The sequence below is a fragment of the Hydrocarboniphaga sp. genome (genome assembly GCF_965279055.1).
Classification (GTDB): Bacteria; Pseudomonadota; Gammaproteobacteria; order Nevskiales; family Nevskiaceae; genus Hydrocarboniphaga.
The window spans coordinates 3172222-3188158 of sequence record NZ_OZ257125.1 but is presented as its reverse complement, the minus strand read 5'-3'; the positions used below and the strand labels follow the sequence as shown (position 1 = coordinate 3188158).

Below are 15937 nucleotides of genomic sequence, written 5' to 3'. Positions count from 1 at the left end.
CTTCGGTCGCGCGGTCGTGAGCCGCCGCCATACCGGCGATCAACGCTTGGGCAGCTTGTCGCGCACCCGTTTCATTTCCGGCCCGCTGAACTTGGCGGCGCGCGCCGACTCGACCAGCGCGGCATCGAATGGCGCCCAGCCTTTCGCCGGCTTGTTCAAGCTGCCGGTGACGTAGTTCAGCAAGTCGACGATCTCCTCGGTCTTCAGATGGCCGAAGCCCGGCATCAGGCCGCCCATGTACGAGGCGCCGCCGACCTGGATCTGACCGAACAGGCCGTGCGTCAGCACCTGCGCCAGATAGTCGCGACCGGCCGGTGTCGACGCCCAGGCGGACAGCCCGGTCAACGGCGGATACATGCCCTCGACGCCGCTGCCGTCGGCCTGGTGGCAGCCCGAGCATTGCGTCGCGAACATCTCCGCGCCGCTGTCCGCGAGCGCCGCTTCGGTGCAGCACAGCAACGCAAGGCTGGCGAGCAGCGGTTTGAAAGATTGCATCATGGCGGGGCTCCGGGCCTGGCGTTTTGTGATGGATCGGAAACAACGGCGGCCTCACCGAGGGCGTAGCCGTCGTCGAGCAACAAGGCCCGCGCCGGCATCGGATCGGTCAGCGGGCTGCGCCGCGCGATCGCAACCTCGGCGAGCGTGAACGGCGCGAACTGCGCGCCGCCGGGGATCAGCGCCGGCAGCAGCCAGTTCAGGATCGTCTGCACCTGCTGCTCTCCGGCGATCGACATCGCCACGCCGGGCACGCGCAGCGCGTAGTCGCGGCCGGCGGCGCTGGCCAGCAGCCGCGGCAGCGAGTCGCGCAGATCCGGAATCTGCGGCGGCATGCCGCTGGCGTCCCAGCCGTGGCAGCCCGAGCAGTTCAGCGCGTACAGGGTTTGACCATCCGGAGTTCGACCATCCGGCTTTTCACGTTCGCCGGCGTAAGCCGAGCCGGCGCAGACGAGTGCCGCCGCTGCCAGCGTAGCCCGGGTGAAACCCGGGAAGACCCTCACGGCTCTCAGCCGGCGCGGCCGATCACGCGCGCGATCGAGCAGTTGTAGAGCATGGTCGGCGCGCCGAAGCACCAGATGATGTCGTTGTTGCGCTGCGGCGAGTAGATCGGTGTCTGTCCCTCGTTGCGCCAGCATTCGCAGCGGCTGCAATCGCCGGTGCCGCAGCAGTCGTTATAGGCGATCAGGTAGGTCAGGCCATCGGCCGGATTCATGCAGGTGCCGACCCAGGCCGTGGCCGAGGCGGTGGTGCCCGGCGGGCACAGCGCCGGGCCGCCACCGCAGCAGTTGCACAGATAGCCGTCGATGCCGCAGTAGCGCCAGTATTCGCAATCGCTGGGATCGTCGCTGGGCGCATCGGGTGCCGCGGTGGTCGGCATTTCGGTGGGCGGCTCGGCGGCGTGGGCGCGGCCGCTGCGATCGATCGGCAGCAGCGGCGCCGCGGTGGTCGCGGTCAGCACACCGGCCAGGCGTGCCAGAAAGCCGCGCCGCGAACGTCGCTGCGCCGCATTGCGCGTCCAGCTTTCGGTCAGATCGTCGAGCTTGCTCATGCGGACTCCGGTCGCGCGCTGTCGGTCAAAAAAAGCGGCTCTGCAGCACTCAAGGCTGGGCCTTGCGGTAGCGGTATTCCTGGATCGAGGCGACGCCGAGCGTCTCGACGTTCAGCAGGCTTTCCAGGTGTTCGCGCGTATTGGTCAGGCCCTTGGCGAGCACGCGGCCCTGGGCGTCGAGCAGCACGCCGAACGGCAGCCGGCCGATCTGGTACTTGATGCCGATGTCGCTGCTGACGACGTAGCGCGCGTCGCTGACGCCGGTGATTTCGCGGAACGCCGCGTGATCGGCCATCGGCCCGTCGCTGATCAGCACCAGTTCCAGTGCGTCGCGCTCCTCGCGCGCCAGCGACAGCGCCGACGGCATCAGCTTCTTGCACACCGGGCAGGTCGGCGAGGTGAACAGCAGCAGGCTGCGCTTGCCGCTGGCATTGGCGCCGCCGATGCGCAGCGGCGCGCCGGCGTCGGTCTGCACGTCGAACGCCTGGGCGTATTCGCCGACGTTGGGGCCGTGATGCGTCATCAGCGCGCCGACCGGCGTGATGCGCTCGTGCAGCAGGCCGATCTGCCGCGCCAGCGCGAACACGATGACGGCCAGGGCGATCAGCGCAATCAGGCTGATGCCCTGGGTGATGGCGAGTACGATCAGCGGCGTGGTCATCGGGCTTCCTCGTTGAAGGATCAGGTCAGGCGCGGCGTCGCCGCGAGTTGGCGCCAGCTCAGCGCGATCAGCACGATCAGCAGCGCGGTGACGGCGCAGACGACGGCGGCGAGCGTCGACGTCGCCGGCAGCAGCGCCGCTGCCAGGCTCAGCAGCGACAGCCCGGCCGCGCGCGCCAGGATCACGCGCGCATGCGAGCGCCGCGATCCGAACTGGCAGCCGCAGTCGAAGCGTGTCACGCCCATCGCCCAGTTGATCGCGACCGCGACCGCGAACAGCGCGAACAGCGCGGCTGCGAGCAGCGCCGCGCCGGCATCCAGCAGCGGCAACAGCAGCAGCGCGCCGAGCAGCATTTCGGCTGCCGGCAGCGCCTGCGCCGCGAACGGTTTCAGCCGCACCGGCAACGCGCGATACATGCCCAGCGCCTGCCACCAGGCGATGAATTCGCGGCGCTTGGCCAGCCCCGACCACAGCAGCAGCGCGCCGAGAAAAGCCTGCAGACCCGCGTTGAATGCGCCGATCAGCATGACCTCGCCGCTCATGGCGCCAGCGCCGGTGCGACCATCGCGAACGGGAAGCTGCCGAGTTCCTCGACTTCGCGCAGCACCTCGCCGCTGGCGGCGTCGCAGATGGTGAGCTTGATGTCGTCCTCGTTGGTCAGCGCGTACAGCAGCGGCTTGTCGTCGCCGCTGACGACGATGGAGAAGATCGGATGCTCGAACACCGCGCGGAACACGCGCTTGTGGGTCTTCAGGTCCAGCGCCCAGACCTCGGTGCCGCCGGCGGTGTGCTCGTATTTCTTGCCGTCGCGCATCACCACGTAGACCAGATTCTTGGCCGCGCTGTAGGCCACCGGCTGCCAGGCCGACGGCCACCAGTTGCCTTCATCCTTGCTGCGTACCGACCAGGGTTTGTTGAAATGGGTCTTCTTCGGCCCGGCCAGGTCCAGCTCGTGGATCAGGCCCTCGTAGGACACGAACACGCCGAGCTTCTTGGCCGGCACGGTGATGCCGTTCTGCATCAGCGGATCGACGTTGACGTCGAAGAAACCCGGCACGGCCTGGCGCTGCGTGACCTCGCCCTTGTCGTTGAAGCTGATGCGCAGCATGCCGCCGTTGGCGCAGAGCATCGCGAACGAGGTCGGCGCGTAGGGGTAGACCAGGCCGCAGCCGGCGGTCGCGATCTCGGTCAGCACTTTCTTGTCGACCGTGTCGACCACGGTGACCGAGCCGGCCGGTGCCATGTTGTATTGCAGCAGGTAGCGGCCGCCCGGCGTGTAGTCGAAGGAACTGTTGACGGTGTACGACAGCTGGCGCTTCGCCGGGATCGGGATTTCGGCGGAAATCTGCCCGGTTTTGGCGTCGAAAACGGTGATCTGGTCGCTGCGTTTGCCGCGCACGAACTTCTCGTAGAACGTGTCGGCCGAGTAGAACGACTTGCCGTCGGGCGCGAAGCGCAGCGCCGAGTTGTAGGCGCCCGGCAGGATGCCGAGCACGCTGCCGGTGTCGCCGTCGACGAAGTAGTAGCGGTTCATGACGCCGCCTTCGTAACTGAGCAGTGCCAGCGTATGCGGCGTGACCGGCGGGAACTCGGCGACCTTCAGCTCCTCCGGCGGCAGCTCGGCCGCGGCGGTCGACGCCAGCAGGGCCAGTAGAAGTCCGGAAAGCGGGGCGGTTTTCACACGCATGGCGGTCTTCTGTCGGCCGAAGGGTCGCCGTTACAAATAGCAACAGTCGGGCCAGTTCCCGGGATGACTGCGCGATCCAATTCCACTGCGTTCGTCCCGAGTAGCGGGCTTGCCCGCGTATCGAGGGAGCGCGCCGGACTTCGATGCGTCCCTCGATACGCCCCGCTGAAGCGGGCTACTCGGGATGAACGGGGGGCTTCATCAGAGGCTCTTCAGCAGCGCTGTCATCGCCCCACCAGCGAGCGCGCGATGACTTCCTTCATGATCTCGTTGGTGCCGCCGTAGATGCGCTGGATGCGGGCGTCGGTCCAGTAGCGCGAGATCGGATATTCGGCCATGTAGCCGTAGCCGCCGAACAGCTGCAGGCAGGCGTCGACGACGCGGTTTTCCATTTCGCTGGTGGCGAGCTTGATGATCGCCGCGCTGGTCACATCAAAACGTCCCTCGGCGTACAGCTGCCGGCATTTCTCGTAGTAGGCGCGATGCACCTCGATGTCGGTCTTGATCTTGGCCAGCTCGAAGCGCGTGTTCTGGAAGCTGGCCACCGTGCTGCCGAAAGCCTTGCGCTGGGTGACGTATTCGATGGTGCGTTCGAGCGCGCCCTCGGCATGCGCGACCGCCGACACCGCCAGCATCAGGCGCTCGCGCGGCAACTCGTCGATCAGGTGGCCGAAGCCGCCGCCGATGCGGCCGAGCACGTCGTCTTCGCTCAAGTGCACGTCGTCGAAGAACAGCTCGCTGGTGTCGGCCGCGTGCATGCCGATCTTCTCCAGGTTGCGGCCGCGCTTGAAGCCGGGCTTGTCGCCGTCGAGCAGGAACAGGGTCATGCCCTTGCCGCCGGCCTTGGGATCGGTTTTCGCCGCGACGATGACCACTCCGGCGTGCTGGCCGTTGGTGATGAAGGTCTTCGAGCCGTTGAGCCGGTAGCCGCCGTGTCCATCCGGCGTCGCGCTGGTCTTGATCGCCTGCAGGTCTGAGCCAGTTCCGGGCTCGGTCATCGCCAGTGCGCCGAAGCATTCGCCGCGCGCCATGCGCGGCAGGTACTTCCGCTTCTGCGCTTCGGTGCCCAGATGCAGGATGTAGGGCGCGACGATGTCCGAATGCATCATGAAGTTCGATACCAGCGACATGTAGCCGAGCCGGGATGCTTCCTCGGCGACCGCGCAGGAGTATTCGAAAGGCGCGCCGATGCCGCCGTATTCCTCGGGCAGGTCGACGCACAGCAGCCCGGTTTCGGCGGCCTTGCGATACAGCGTCTTCGGGATGATGCCGTCGCGCTCCCATTGCGCGTAATGCGGCTCGACCTCGTCGCCGAGAAAACGCAGTACGGTGTCGCGCCAGGCGGTCAGATCGGCGTCGTCGGCAGGGGCGTGAAAAGCGTTCATGAGCGCGGCTTCGGCAGGGTGGAATGTCGATTGTCCGCAGCTGCAGCGGCCGCCGCGTCCGCCAAGCGGATGAGGTGCTGAACTCTGGCGCGTACCCGTCGTCCAAAACCCGCCGGCCTGAAGCCGGCTTTCATTCCAAGGAGCGGAGCTACATGAAAAATCTGATCGGCAACCAGGTCGAGACCGACTACGCCAACTACGCCTTCAAGTCGCGCGAGGAAGCCGAGGCCTTCTTTATCGCCGCCCGCGAGCGCGAGGCCAGCCGCCAGCAACAACAGGCCGCGACGCCGGACGTGCGGCGCTCGCAGCAGCAGTCGGCCGGTGGTGGCGGCGCGTCGAAACAACGCTGAAGGCGTGCCGCTGTTGCGGTCCGAGCAAACCCCGTTCGTCCCGAGTAGCGACGGAGTCGCGTATCGAGGGATCCGACGGCGATCCGGCCCCTCGATACGCCGCAAGCGGCTACTCGGGACGAACGCAGTTTTGCTCGCGCCGCAGCGGGCAGTCGTTGGTACCAGCGCGTCGAAACAACGCTGAAGGCGTGCCGCTGTTGCGGTCCGAGCAAACCCCGTTCGTCCCGAGTAGCGACGAAGTCGCGCATCGAGGGCTCCGACGGCGATCCGGCCCCTCGATACGCCGCAAGCGGCTACTCGGGACGAACGCAGTTTTGCTCGCGCCGCAGCGGGCAGTCGTTGGTACCAGCGCGTCGAAACAACGCTGAAGGCGTGCCGCTGTTGCGGTCCGAGCAAACCCCGTTCGTCCCGAGTAGCGACGAAGTCGCGCATCGAGGGCTCCGACGGCGATCCGGCCCCTCGATACGCCGCAAGCGGCTACTCGGGACGAACGCAGTTTTGCTCGCGCCGCAGCGGGCAGTCGTTGGTACCAGCGCGTCGAAACAACGCTGAAGGCGTGCCGCTGTTGCGGTCCGAGCAAACCCCGTTCGTCCCGAGTAGCGACGAAGTCGCGCATCGAGGGCTCCGACGGCGATCCGGCCCCTCGATACGCCGCAAGCGGCTACTCGGGACGAACGCAGTTTTGCTCGCGCCGCAGCGGGCAGTCGTTGGTACCAGCGCGTCGAAACAACGCTGAAGGCGTGCCGCTGTTGCGGTCCGAGCAAACCCCGTTCGTCCCGAGTAGCGACGAAGTCGCGCATCGAGGGCTCCGACGGCGATCCGGCCCCTCGATACGCCGCAAGCGGCTACTCGGGACGAACGCAGTTTTGCTCGCGCCGCAGCGAGCAGTCGTTGGTGGCAGCGTGTCGAAACAACGTTGAAGGCGCGCCACTGTTGTGGCCCGAGCAAACCCCGTTCGTCCCGAGTAGCGACGAAGTCGCGTATCGAGGGATCCGACCGCGATCAGGCCCCTCGATACGCCGCAAGCGGCTACTCGGGACGAGCGGAGTTTTGTTCCAGCCGCAGCGGGCAGTCGTTGGTACCAGCGCGTCGAAACAACGTTGAAGGCGTGCCGCTGTTGTGGCCCGAGCAAACCCCGTTCGTCCCGAGTAGCGACGAAGTCGCGTATCGAGGGATCCGACGGCGATCAGGCCCCTCGATACGCCGCAAGCGGCGACTCGGGACGAACGGAGTTTTGTTCCAGCCGCAGCGGGCAGTCGTTGGTACCAGCGCGTCGAAACAACGTTGAAGGCGTGCCGCTGTTGCGGTCCGAGCAAACCCCGTTCGTCCCGAGTAGCGACGAAGTCGCGTATCGAGGGATCCGACCGCGATCCGGTCCCTGGCTCCGCCGCAGGCGGCTACTCGGGACGAACGCAGTTTTGCTCGCGCCGCAGCGGGCAGTCGTTGGTACCAGCGCGTCGAAACAACGTTGAAGGCGTGCCGCTGTTGTGGCCCGAGCAAACCCCGTTCGTCCCGAGTAGCGACGAAGGCGCGTATCGAGGGATCCGACGGCGATCCGGCTCCTCGATACGCCGCAAGCGGCGACTCGGGACGAACGGAGTTTTGCTCGCGCTGCAGCGGGCAGTCGTTGGTACCAGCGCGTCGAAACAACGTTGAAGGCGTGCCGCTGTTGTGGCCCGAGCAAACCCCGTTCGTCCCGAGTAGCGACGAAGGCGCGTATCGAGGGATCCGACGGCGATCCGGCTCCTCGATACGCCGCAAGCGGCGACTCGGGACGAACGGAGTTTTGCTCGCGCTGCAGCCGGCTCGGCTAAAGTGTCCGCTGACACCCACCATCGCAGCCGATGCCGCCCGATGAGACAGACGCCGCCGACTGGGAATTCTGGATCGACCGCGGCGGTACCTTCACCGACATCGTCGCGCGGCGGCCCGATGGCCTGCTGCTGACGCACAAGCTGCTGTCCGACAATCCCGAGCATTATCGCGATGCCGCCGCCGCCGGCATCGCGCAGCTGCTGAAACAACACGCGGAGCACGGCCGCCGAATCGGCGCCGTGAAGATGGGCACGACCGTCGCGACCAACGCGCTGCTCGAGCGCCGCGGCGAGCCGACGCTGCTGGCGATCACCAAAGGCCACGCCGATGCGCTGCGCATCGGCTATCAAAGCCGGCCGCGACTGTTCGATCGGCATATCCGGCTGCCGTCGCCGCTGTACGCGCAGGTCATCGAAATCGACGAGCGCGTCAGCGTCGACGGCGAGGTACTGCGTGCACTGGACGAAGACGCCGCGCGCCGCGATCTCGCCGCCGTGCATCAGCTCGGCATACGCGCCGTCGCGATCGTGCTGATGCATGGCTGGCAGCATCAGCAGCACGAACGCCGGCTCGCCGAAATCGCGCGCGCGATCGGCTATACGCAGATCTCGATCAGCCACGAGGTCAGCCCGCTGATCAAGCTGATCGGTCGCGGCGACACCACGGTCGCCGATGCGTATCTCACGCCGGTGCTGCGGCGTTATCTGGATCGGCTCCAGGCCGAATTGCACGGCGCGCGTCTGCTGCTGATGCAATCCAACGGCGGACTCGCCGAGGCGCGACGCTATCGCGGCAAGGACGCGGTGCTGTCCGGGCCGGCCGGCGGCATCGTCGGCATGGCGCGCACCGCGGCCGCCGCGGGCTTCGAGCGCGTCATCGGCTTCGACATGGGCGGCACCTCCACCGATGTCTCGCATTACGCCGGCGAGTACGAACGCGCCTGGGAGACGACCGTCGCCGGCGTGCGCCTGCGCGCGCCGATGATGGCGATCCACACGATCGCCGCCGGCGGCGGATCGATCTGCCGCTTCGACGGCGCTCGCCTGCGTGTCGGTCCCGAATCGGCCGGCGCCGTGCCGGGCCCGGCCTGCTATCGACGTGGCGGGCCGTTGACGATCACCGACTGCAACCTGCTGCTCGGCAAGCTGCAGGCGGATTTCTTTCCGGCGGTGTTCGGGCCGAATGCGGACCAGAAGCTGGACCGCGACGTCGTCGTGCAGCGCTTCGATGCGCTGTCTACGGAGCTGTCGGCGGCGACCGGCGCGCCGATGTCGGCGGTCGAAATTGCCGAAGGCCTGCTGAGCATCGCCGTCGACAGCATGGCGCACGCGATCCGCCAGATTTCGACGCAGCGCGGCCACGATCTGGCGCGTTATGCGCTGGCCTGTTTCGGCGGCGCCGGCGGCCAGCACGCCTGCCTGGTCGCCGAAGCGCTGGGCATGCGCCAGGTGATGATTCATCCGTATGCGGGCGTGCTCAGCGCCTACGGCATGGGCCTGGCCGACTTGCGTGTGCTCAGTGAGCGCAGCGTCGAGCGGCCGTTGCTCGACGTGGCGGCGGATTTGCCGATCATGGCCGCCGAACTGGCGGCGCAGGCGCGCAGCGAATTGCGGCAGCAGGCCGACGGCAGCCCCTTGCAATCGCTGGCCGTACAGCAGCGGGCGCAGCTGCGTTACGCCGGCACCGACAGCGCGCTGCCGGTGGAACTGGCCGATGCGCAGACGATGCGCGTCGCGTTCGAACGGCTGCATCGCCGTCGCTTCGGCTTCGATGCGCCAGGCAAGCCGATCATCGTCGAGATGCTCAGCGTCGAGGCGATCGCCGCGCCGCGCAGCGGGCGCCCGCAGCTAGTCGAAGCGAGCGCGCTGTCCACCGAGCCGCTGACGCAGGTCGACGTGGTACTGCGGGGCCAACCGCAACGCGTCGAGGTTTACGATCGCGATCGTCTGCCGATCGGGTGGGCGACCGAGGGGCCTGCGATCCTTCGCGAGTCCACCGGCACCGTCGTCGTCGAGCCGGGCTGGAACGCGCGCATCGATGCGCAGCGCAACCTGATCCTGCAACGGGTCGCGGCTGCGCAGGCCGCCGTGCAGAGCACGGCCGCCGACGCGGTGCGGCTGGAGCTGTTCAACAACCGCTTCATGGCGATCGCCGAGCAGATGGGCTACGCGCTGCAGCACACCGCGCATTCGGTGAACATCAAGGAGCGGCTGGATTTCTCCTGCGCGCTGTTCGATCGTGGCGGCCGGCTGGTCGCGAACGCGCCGCATATCCCGGTGCATCTGGGCTCGATGGGCGACAGCGTGCGCGCGGTGATCGCGCGCCGCGGGCACGGCGGTCGCGGCTTCGTCGCCGGACAGGTCTACATGCTCAACGCGCCCTACAACGGTGGCACGCATCTGCCCGACATCACCGTGGTCATGCCGGTGTTCGACACCGACGCGAGCACGCTACTCGGCTACGTTGCCGCGCGCGGCCATCACGCCGACATCGGCGGCATCAGCCCGGGCTCGATGCCGCCGCACAGCCGCAGCGTCGACGAGGAGGGCGTGCTGATCGACGACTTCCTGCTGGTCGACGACGGCCGTCTGCGCGAGGAACAGACGCGCGCGCTGCTGGCGACGGGCCGATGGCCGGCGCGCAATCCCGACCAGAACCTGGCCGATCTGCGCGCCCAGGTCGCGGCCTGCGCGCGCGGCGCAGAAGAGTTGCGCCTGCTGGTCGCCGAGGCCGGGCGCGACGTCGTCGAGGCTTATCTGTCGCACGTGCAGGCGCATGCCGAGATGTGCGTGCGACGCCTGCTCGCCCGCGTCGCCGATGGCCAGGCGAGCGTGACGATGGACGACGGCGCGCTGATCCGCGTCGCGATCACGGTCGATCGGCAGCGCCAGTCGGCGCGCATCGATTTCGGCGGCAGCAGCGCGCAACTCGCCAGCAATTTCAACGCACCGCTGGCGATCTGCCGCGCCGCTGTGTTGTATGTGTTGCGCTGCATGATCGACGAAGACATTCCGCTCAACGACGGCTGCCTGGTGCCGATCGAACTCGTCGTGCCCGAAGGCAGCATGCTCAATCCGCGCTATCCGGCCGCCGTGGTCGCGGGCAACGTCGAGACCAGCCAGGCGGTCACCGACGCGCTGTTCGCGGCGCTGGGCGCGATGGCCGGTGCGCAGGGCACGATGAACAATTTCACCTTCGGCGACGAGCAGCGCCAGTACTACGAAACCATCAGCGGCGGCTCCGGCGCCGGCCCTGGTTTCGATGGCGCCAGCGCGGTGCAGACGCATATGACCAACAGCCGCCTGACCGATCCGGAAGTGCTGGAAACGCGCTTCCCGGTGGTGCTGGAGCAATTCTCGATCCGTCAGGGTTCGGGCGGCGAGGGCGAGTTTCGGGGTGGTGATGGCGTCGTGAGGCGACTGCGGTTTCGTCAGGCGATGAGTGCGGGGATATTGTCGAATCGCCGGCGCGTCGCACCTTCGGGATTGGCGGGCGGCGGTGCTGCCGCTGTCGGCCGCAACTGGGTCGAGCGCGCCGACGGTCGCATCGAAATCCTCGATTCGACCGCTGCCGTGGCGATGAATGCCGGCGACGTGTTTGTGATCGAGACGCCGGGTGGTGGCGGCTACGGCCGAGGCGATCACCGCCCCCTGTAGGAGCGGACCCTGTCCGCGACCGGGGCTGCACCGGCACAGTCGCGGACAGGGTCCGCTCCTACAGGTGCAGTTCCCGCATCGACGGTGCGAGTATTGCGATACCGCCGCATCCACATCGGAGTCCGCATGATCAAATTGCTCGGTATCGCGGTGATCGTCGCCGGTTTCGCGCTGCGGCTGAATCCGCTGCCGGTGATCGCGTTTGCGGCCCTGGTCACCGGGCTCGCCGCAGGGTTCGACGTGGTCGCGGTGATCGCCGCTTTCGGCAAGGCCTTCAACGAGAGCCGATATGTCGGCGTGGTCTGGCTGGTGCTGCCGGTAATCGGCGTGCTCGAACGCGCCGGGCTGCGTGAACGGGCCGGCACGCTGGTCGCCAGGCTCGAACGAATGACGACCGCGCGCCTGCTGACGATTTATTTCGTGCTGCGACAGGGCAGCGCCGCGATGGGCCTGATCTCGCTCGGCGGCCATCCGCAGATGGTGCGGCCCCTGGTCGCGCCGATGGCGCTGGCCGCGGCGCAGGCGCGCTACGGCGAGCTGCCGCCGCGCTGGCACGAGCGCATCCGCGCGCACGCCGCGGCCACCGACAACGTCGCGCTGTTCTTCGGCGAGGACGTGTTCATCGCGATCGGCTCTATCCTGCTGATCAAGGGCTTTCTCGAAGGCAACGGCGTCATCGTCGAGCCGCTGCACCTGTCGCTATGGGCGATCCCGAGCGCGATCGCGGCACTGCTGATTCATGGCACGCGGCTGGCGCTGTTCGAGCGTCGCCTGAGCCGCGCGCTGATGCAGCCGCGCGCGCAGGACGACATGCCGGCATGATCGGCAAGCCCGAAGTCTATGCGGTCGCCGGGCTGATGTTCGCGGCCTACGCGATGATCGGCCTGTTCGATCGCGGCCGACCGCGCGGCTGGAAGAACTCGCTGTTCTGGGCGCTGCTCGCGCTGAGCTTTCTCGGCGGCGATGCGCTCGGCGATTTCGGCAACGGCCTGCTGGTGATCGCGCTGGTGTTGCTGGCCGGCATTGGCGGGGTGGCGCCGGCGACGAAGGCGAGCACCAGCGACGAGCAGCGCCAGGCTTCATCACGGCGCCTCGGCTCGAAGCTGTTCGTGCCGGCGCTGGCGCTACCGATCATCACCGTGCTCGGCACGATGCTGTTCAAGCAACTCGCGGCCTCCGGTCACGCGATCGTCGATCCGGCGCAGGCGACCTTGGTGGCGCTGGCCGCTGCGGCGATCATCGCGACGCTGATCGCGCTCGCGCTGTTGAAACAGCCGGTGTCCGCGCCGCTGCACGAAGGCCGTCGGCTGATCGACTCGGTCGGCTGGGCCGCGGTGCTGCCGCAGATGCTCGCCGCGCTGGGTGCGGTTTTCGCGGTCGCCGGTGTCGGCCAGGTCGTGGGCGATCTGGCGGCGCAGGCGATGCCGGCCGACAGCCGCCTCGCCGCGGTGATCGTCTACACGCTGGGCATGGCGATGTTCACGGTGATCATGGGCAATGCTTTTGCCGCGTTCCCGGTGATGACCGCCGGCATCGGCCTGCCGCTGATCGTGCAGCATTTCGGCGGCGATCCGGCGGTGATGGCCGCCATCGGCATGCTGTCGGGTTTCTGCGGGACCCTGATGACGCCGATGGCCGCGAATTTCAACCTGGTGCCGGCAGCGCTGCTGGAATTGCCGGATCGCAATGCGGTGATCAAGGCCCAGTTTCCGACCGCGCTGCTGATGCTGGCTTTCAACACGGTGGCCCTGTATGTCCTCGTCTGGCGCTGACACCCTTGGACTCGACGCGGCGCTGGCGCAGCGCATGGCGACGATCGCGCTCGGCCATATCGATCGCGAATATCCGCACAAGCTCGATCACGTGCTCGACGGCGATGCCGACGCGCGGGCGCCGCGCGTGCTGCATCCGCTGTTTCACGGCAGCTTCGACTGGCACTCCTGCGTGCACGCTCATTGGCTGCTGGCGACACTGCTGCGGCTGCATCCGCAGATCGAGGCCGGCGATGAAATCCGCCGTCGTTTCGAAGCGCGTTTCACTGCGGATATCGTCGGCGCCGAATGCGTCTACCTCGCCCGTGCATCGAGTCGCGGCTTCGAGCGGCCCTACGGCTGGGCCTGGCTGCTGATGCTGCAGGCCGAGTTGCTGCGCCACGACGATGCGCGGCGCTGGGCGCTTGCGCTGCAGCCGCTGGCCGACGCCTTCGTCGCTCGCTTTCACGACTACCTGCCGATAGCGACGTATCCGGTGCGCGCCGGCGCGCACGGCAACACCGCGTTCGCGCTGACGGTGGCACGGGAATATGCGCTGCAGGTGCGCGATGAGAAGCTCCTCGCTTTGTTGAGCGGCGCCGCGCATCGCTGGTATTCCGGCGACATCGCCTGCCAGGCCTGGGAGCCCTCCGGCGACGACTTCCTGTCGCCGGCGCTGATCGAGGCGCAGTGTCAGCTCGGCCTGCTGCCGCTGGACGAATTCCGTCGCTGGTTCGCGACTTTTCTGCCGCAGGCGGCGCAGCGACTGCCGGCGACGCTGTTCACGCCGGCAATGGTCAGCGATCGCAGTGACGGCAAGATCGCGCATCTGGACGGGCTCAACCTGAGCCGCGCCTGGTGCTGGCGCTCGATCGCAGCGAGGCTGGCCGATGACGATCCGCTGCGGGCGCTTGCCTTGCAGACGGCGCGCGAACATCTGCACTCGGCACTGCCGCAAATCGCCGGCGACTACATGGGCGAGCACTGGCTGGCGAGCTTCGCGCTACTCGCGCTGCGATGAGTCCGAGCTGAATATTTCGCGTTAAAGAATGTTCATGGAAGCGTGACGCGGGAACACCGCGCGCGGCTGCCAGTCGAATTTGCACTCATTGGCTGGAGCACAACATGAAACTCAAGAAAACCGCTTATTCGCTGGCGCTGTCGGCGCTGATCACCGCACCGGTTTACGCCCAGAGCAGCACCGCTGCCGACGTGCAGCGTGACGCGAAGCAGGAGCAACGTATCGACCAGGGCCTGCAGTCGGGCCAGCTGAGCACGCGCGAAGCCGGCCAGCTGCAGCACCAGGAAGCGCATGTCGACGCGATGGAGCAGAAGGCCGATCACAATGGCTCGGTTTCGCCGCGTGAACAGGCGCAGATCAATGCCGCGCAGGATCGCGTCAGCCGCGACGTCTATGCCGACAAGCACAACGGCGTCACCGGCAACCCGGATTCGAAGTCGTCCGAGCGCATGCAGGCCGACGTGCAGCGCGATGCCAAGCAGCAGCAGCGTATCGCCAACGGCGTGGAAAACGGCTCGGTGAGCAATCGCGAAGCCAGTCGGCTGGAGCGTGGCCAGGCGCATGACGATCGCAGCCAGAGCCGCATCGCCGCCAACGGCCACATCAGCGCCAGCGAGCAGCACCATGCGCAGCAACGCGAAAACCACCAGAGCCAGAACATCCGCAAGGACCGGCACGACAACGATCATCACGGATGATCGTTGCAAGCTGTAGGAGCGGGCTTGCCCGCGACCCTTCGCAGGTCGCGGGCAAGCCCGCTCCTACAATGGCGCCTTAGCGGCCGACCAGAGAGCGGGCGATGACTTCCTTCATGATCTCGCTGGTGCCGCCGTAGATGCGCTGGATGCGCGCGTCGGCCCAGTAGCGCGAGATCGGGTACTCGGTCATGTAGCCGTAACCGCCGAACAGCTGCAGGCAGGCATCGGTGACGCGGCCTTCCATCTCGGTGGTGGCGAGCTTGACGATCGCGGCGGTGGTCGCGTCCATCTTCTTGTCAGCATAGAGCTGCGTGCACTTCTCGACGTAGGCGCGATGGATTTCGATATCCGTCTTGATCTTCGCCAGCTCGAAACGCGTGTTCTGGAAGCTCGCGATCGGGTTGCCGAAAGCCTTGCGCGTGGTGGTGTATTCGATGGTCTTTTCCAGCGCGCCCTGCGCATGCCAGACCGCGGACACGGCAAGCGCCAGGCGCTCGCGCGGCAGCTCGTCGATCAGGTGACCGAAGCCGCCGCCGATGCGGCCGAGCACCTCGTTGGCGCCGACACGCACGTTGTCGAAGAACAGCTCGCTGGTGTCGGCCGCATGCAGGCCGATCTTCTCGAGGTTGCGGCCGCGCTTGAAGCCCGGCAGCGAGGTGTCGAGCGTGAACAGCGTCGTGCCCTTGCCACCGGCTTTCGGATCGGTCTTGGTCGCGAGCACCACCACGCCGGCGTGCTGGCCGTTGGTGATGAAGGTCTTGGAGCCGTTGATCAAGTAGCTGTCGCCGTCGGCGGTCGCCGAGGTCTTGATGCCCTGCAGATCGGAACCGGCGCCGGGCTCGGTCATGCCGATCGCGCCGATGCACTCGCCGCTGGCCATGCGTGACAGATACTTCTTCTTCTGCTCCTCGCTGCCCAGATGCAGGATGTAGGGCGCGACGATGTCCGAGTGCACGGTGAGGTTGGAGGCCAGCGCCAGGAAACCCATGCGCGAGACTTCCTCGACCACCACCATCGAGAACGCGAACGGCGCGCCGGCGCCGCCGTATTCCTCGGGCTGGTCGACGCACAGCAGGCCGGCCTCGCCGAGCTTCAGGTACAGCTCCTTGGGGAAGATGCTGGCGCGTTCCCATTGCTCGTAATACGGCTCGACCTCGTCGCTCAGAAAGCGGATCACGTTGTCGCGGAACAACTCGAGTTCTTCGGGGCTGGCTTCCATGGGATTCTCTACAAGGGATAAGGATTCGGGCGGCATTATCGGCCAGCGACGGGCGTGGCACCCTACCCGAAACGACAGGGGTGGGACGTCGCTGAGGTAAAGCGCCTGCAAGGATCCGTGGCGTCCCTCGATACGCGGGCAAGCCCGC

14 protein-coding genes are annotated in these 15937 nt (G+C 67.2%); 6 read left to right on the top strand and 8 right to left on the bottom strand.

Features of this window, described 5'->3' with window-relative positions; genetic code table 11:
* Positions 1-39: 39 nt before the first annotated feature.
* The 7 genes from ACQZF9_RS14420 to ACQZF9_RS14390 form a co-directional block, all read right to left on the bottom strand.
* Positions 40-498: a c-type cytochrome gene (locus ACQZF9_RS14420; RefSeq protein ID WP_428309659.1), complete on the bottom strand. Its 459-nt coding sequence runs from the start codon at positions 496-498 to the stop codon at positions 40-42.
* Positions 495-998 (bottom strand): c-type cytochrome, encoded by a 504-nt coding sequence (locus tag ACQZF9_RS14415; protein ID WP_428309658.1) that lies wholly within the window; start codon positions 996-998, stop codon positions 495-497. Before ACQZF9_RS14415 ends, ACQZF9_RS14420 begins: the two co-directional genes overlap by 4 nt.
* Before the next feature lie 5 nt (positions 999-1003).
* Positions 1004-1546 carry a methylamine dehydrogenase light chain gene (locus tag ACQZF9_RS14410; protein WP_428309657.1) on the bottom strand — a complete coding sequence of 181 codons (543 nt, stop codon included), beginning with the start codon at positions 1544-1546 and terminating at the stop codon, positions 1004-1006.
* Between the two features lie 49 nt (positions 1547-1595).
* A complete protein-coding gene (mauD, locus tag ACQZF9_RS14405; protein WP_428309656.1) occupies positions 1596-2207 on the bottom strand; it encodes a methylamine dehydrogenase accessory protein MauD in 612 nt (203 codons plus the stop codon).
* Positions 2208-2227: 20 nt separating this feature from the next.
* Complete coding sequence (locus tag ACQZF9_RS14400; RefSeq protein ID WP_428309655.1) at positions 2228-2749, bottom strand: MauE/DoxX family redox-associated membrane protein; 522 nt, start codon at positions 2747-2749, stop codon at positions 2228-2230.
* Positions 2746-3894, bottom strand: coding sequence for an amine dehydrogenase large subunit (locus tag ACQZF9_RS14395; RefSeq protein WP_428309654.1), 1149 nt, complete (start codon positions 3892-3894; stop codon positions 2746-2748). The genes ACQZF9_RS14400 and ACQZF9_RS14395 overlap by 4 nt, the downstream gene beginning before the upstream one ends.
* Positions 3895-4118: 224 nt before the next feature.
* Positions 4119-5279, bottom strand: coding sequence for an acyl-CoA dehydrogenase family protein (locus tag ACQZF9_RS14390; protein WP_428309653.1), 1161 nt, complete (start codon positions 5277-5279; stop codon positions 4119-4121).
* 152 nt (positions 5280-5431) lie between these two features.
* On the opposite strand from ACQZF9_RS14390, the gene ACQZF9_RS14385 reads away from it, so the two are divergent.
* The 6 genes from ACQZF9_RS14385 (at position 5432) to ACQZF9_RS14360 (ending at position 14570) form a co-directional block, all read left to right on the top strand.
* Entirely contained in the window at positions 5432-5629 is a 198-nt protein-coding gene (locus tag ACQZF9_RS14385; protein ID WP_428309652.1) for a hypothetical protein, read from the top strand.
* A gap of 1844 nt (positions 5630-7473) precedes the next feature.
* Positions 7474-11100, top strand: a complete 3627-nt coding sequence (locus ACQZF9_RS14380) for a hydantoinase B/oxoprolinase family protein (RefSeq protein ID WP_428309651.1) — start codon at positions 7474-7476, stop codon at positions 11098-11100.
* Between the two features lie 126 nt (positions 11101-11226).
* Positions 11227-11922: a DUF969 domain-containing protein gene (locus ACQZF9_RS14375; protein ID WP_428309650.1), complete on the top strand. Its 696-nt coding sequence runs from the start codon at positions 11227-11229 to the stop codon at positions 11920-11922.
* The gene (locus ACQZF9_RS14370) at positions 11919-12872 is read left to right on the top strand and encodes a DUF979 domain-containing protein (protein ID WP_428309649.1); all 954 of its coding nucleotides are present in this window, start codon (positions 11919-11921) and stop codon (positions 12870-12872) included. The genes ACQZF9_RS14375 and ACQZF9_RS14370 overlap by 4 nt, the downstream gene beginning before the upstream one ends.
* Positions 12853-13872 (top strand): DUF2891 domain-containing protein, encoded by a 1020-nt coding sequence (locus tag ACQZF9_RS14365; RefSeq protein WP_428309648.1) that lies wholly within the window; start codon positions 12853-12855, stop codon positions 13870-13872. The genes ACQZF9_RS14370 and ACQZF9_RS14365 overlap by 20 nt, the downstream gene beginning before the upstream one ends.
* A 104-nt stretch (positions 13873-13976) precedes the next feature.
* Entirely contained in the window at positions 13977-14570 is a 594-nt protein-coding gene (locus ACQZF9_RS14360) for a hypothetical protein (RefSeq protein ID WP_428309647.1), read from the top strand.
* Between the two features lie 76 nt (positions 14571-14646).
* Here the strand turns inward: ACQZF9_RS14360 and ACQZF9_RS14355 are convergent, their stop codons facing one another.
* Positions 14647-15789 carry an acyl-CoA dehydrogenase family protein gene (locus tag ACQZF9_RS14355; RefSeq protein ID WP_428309646.1) on the bottom strand — a complete coding sequence of 381 codons (1143 nt, stop codon included), beginning with the start codon at positions 15787-15789 and terminating at the stop codon, positions 14647-14649.
* Between the last annotated feature and the right edge of the window lie 148 nt (positions 15790-15937).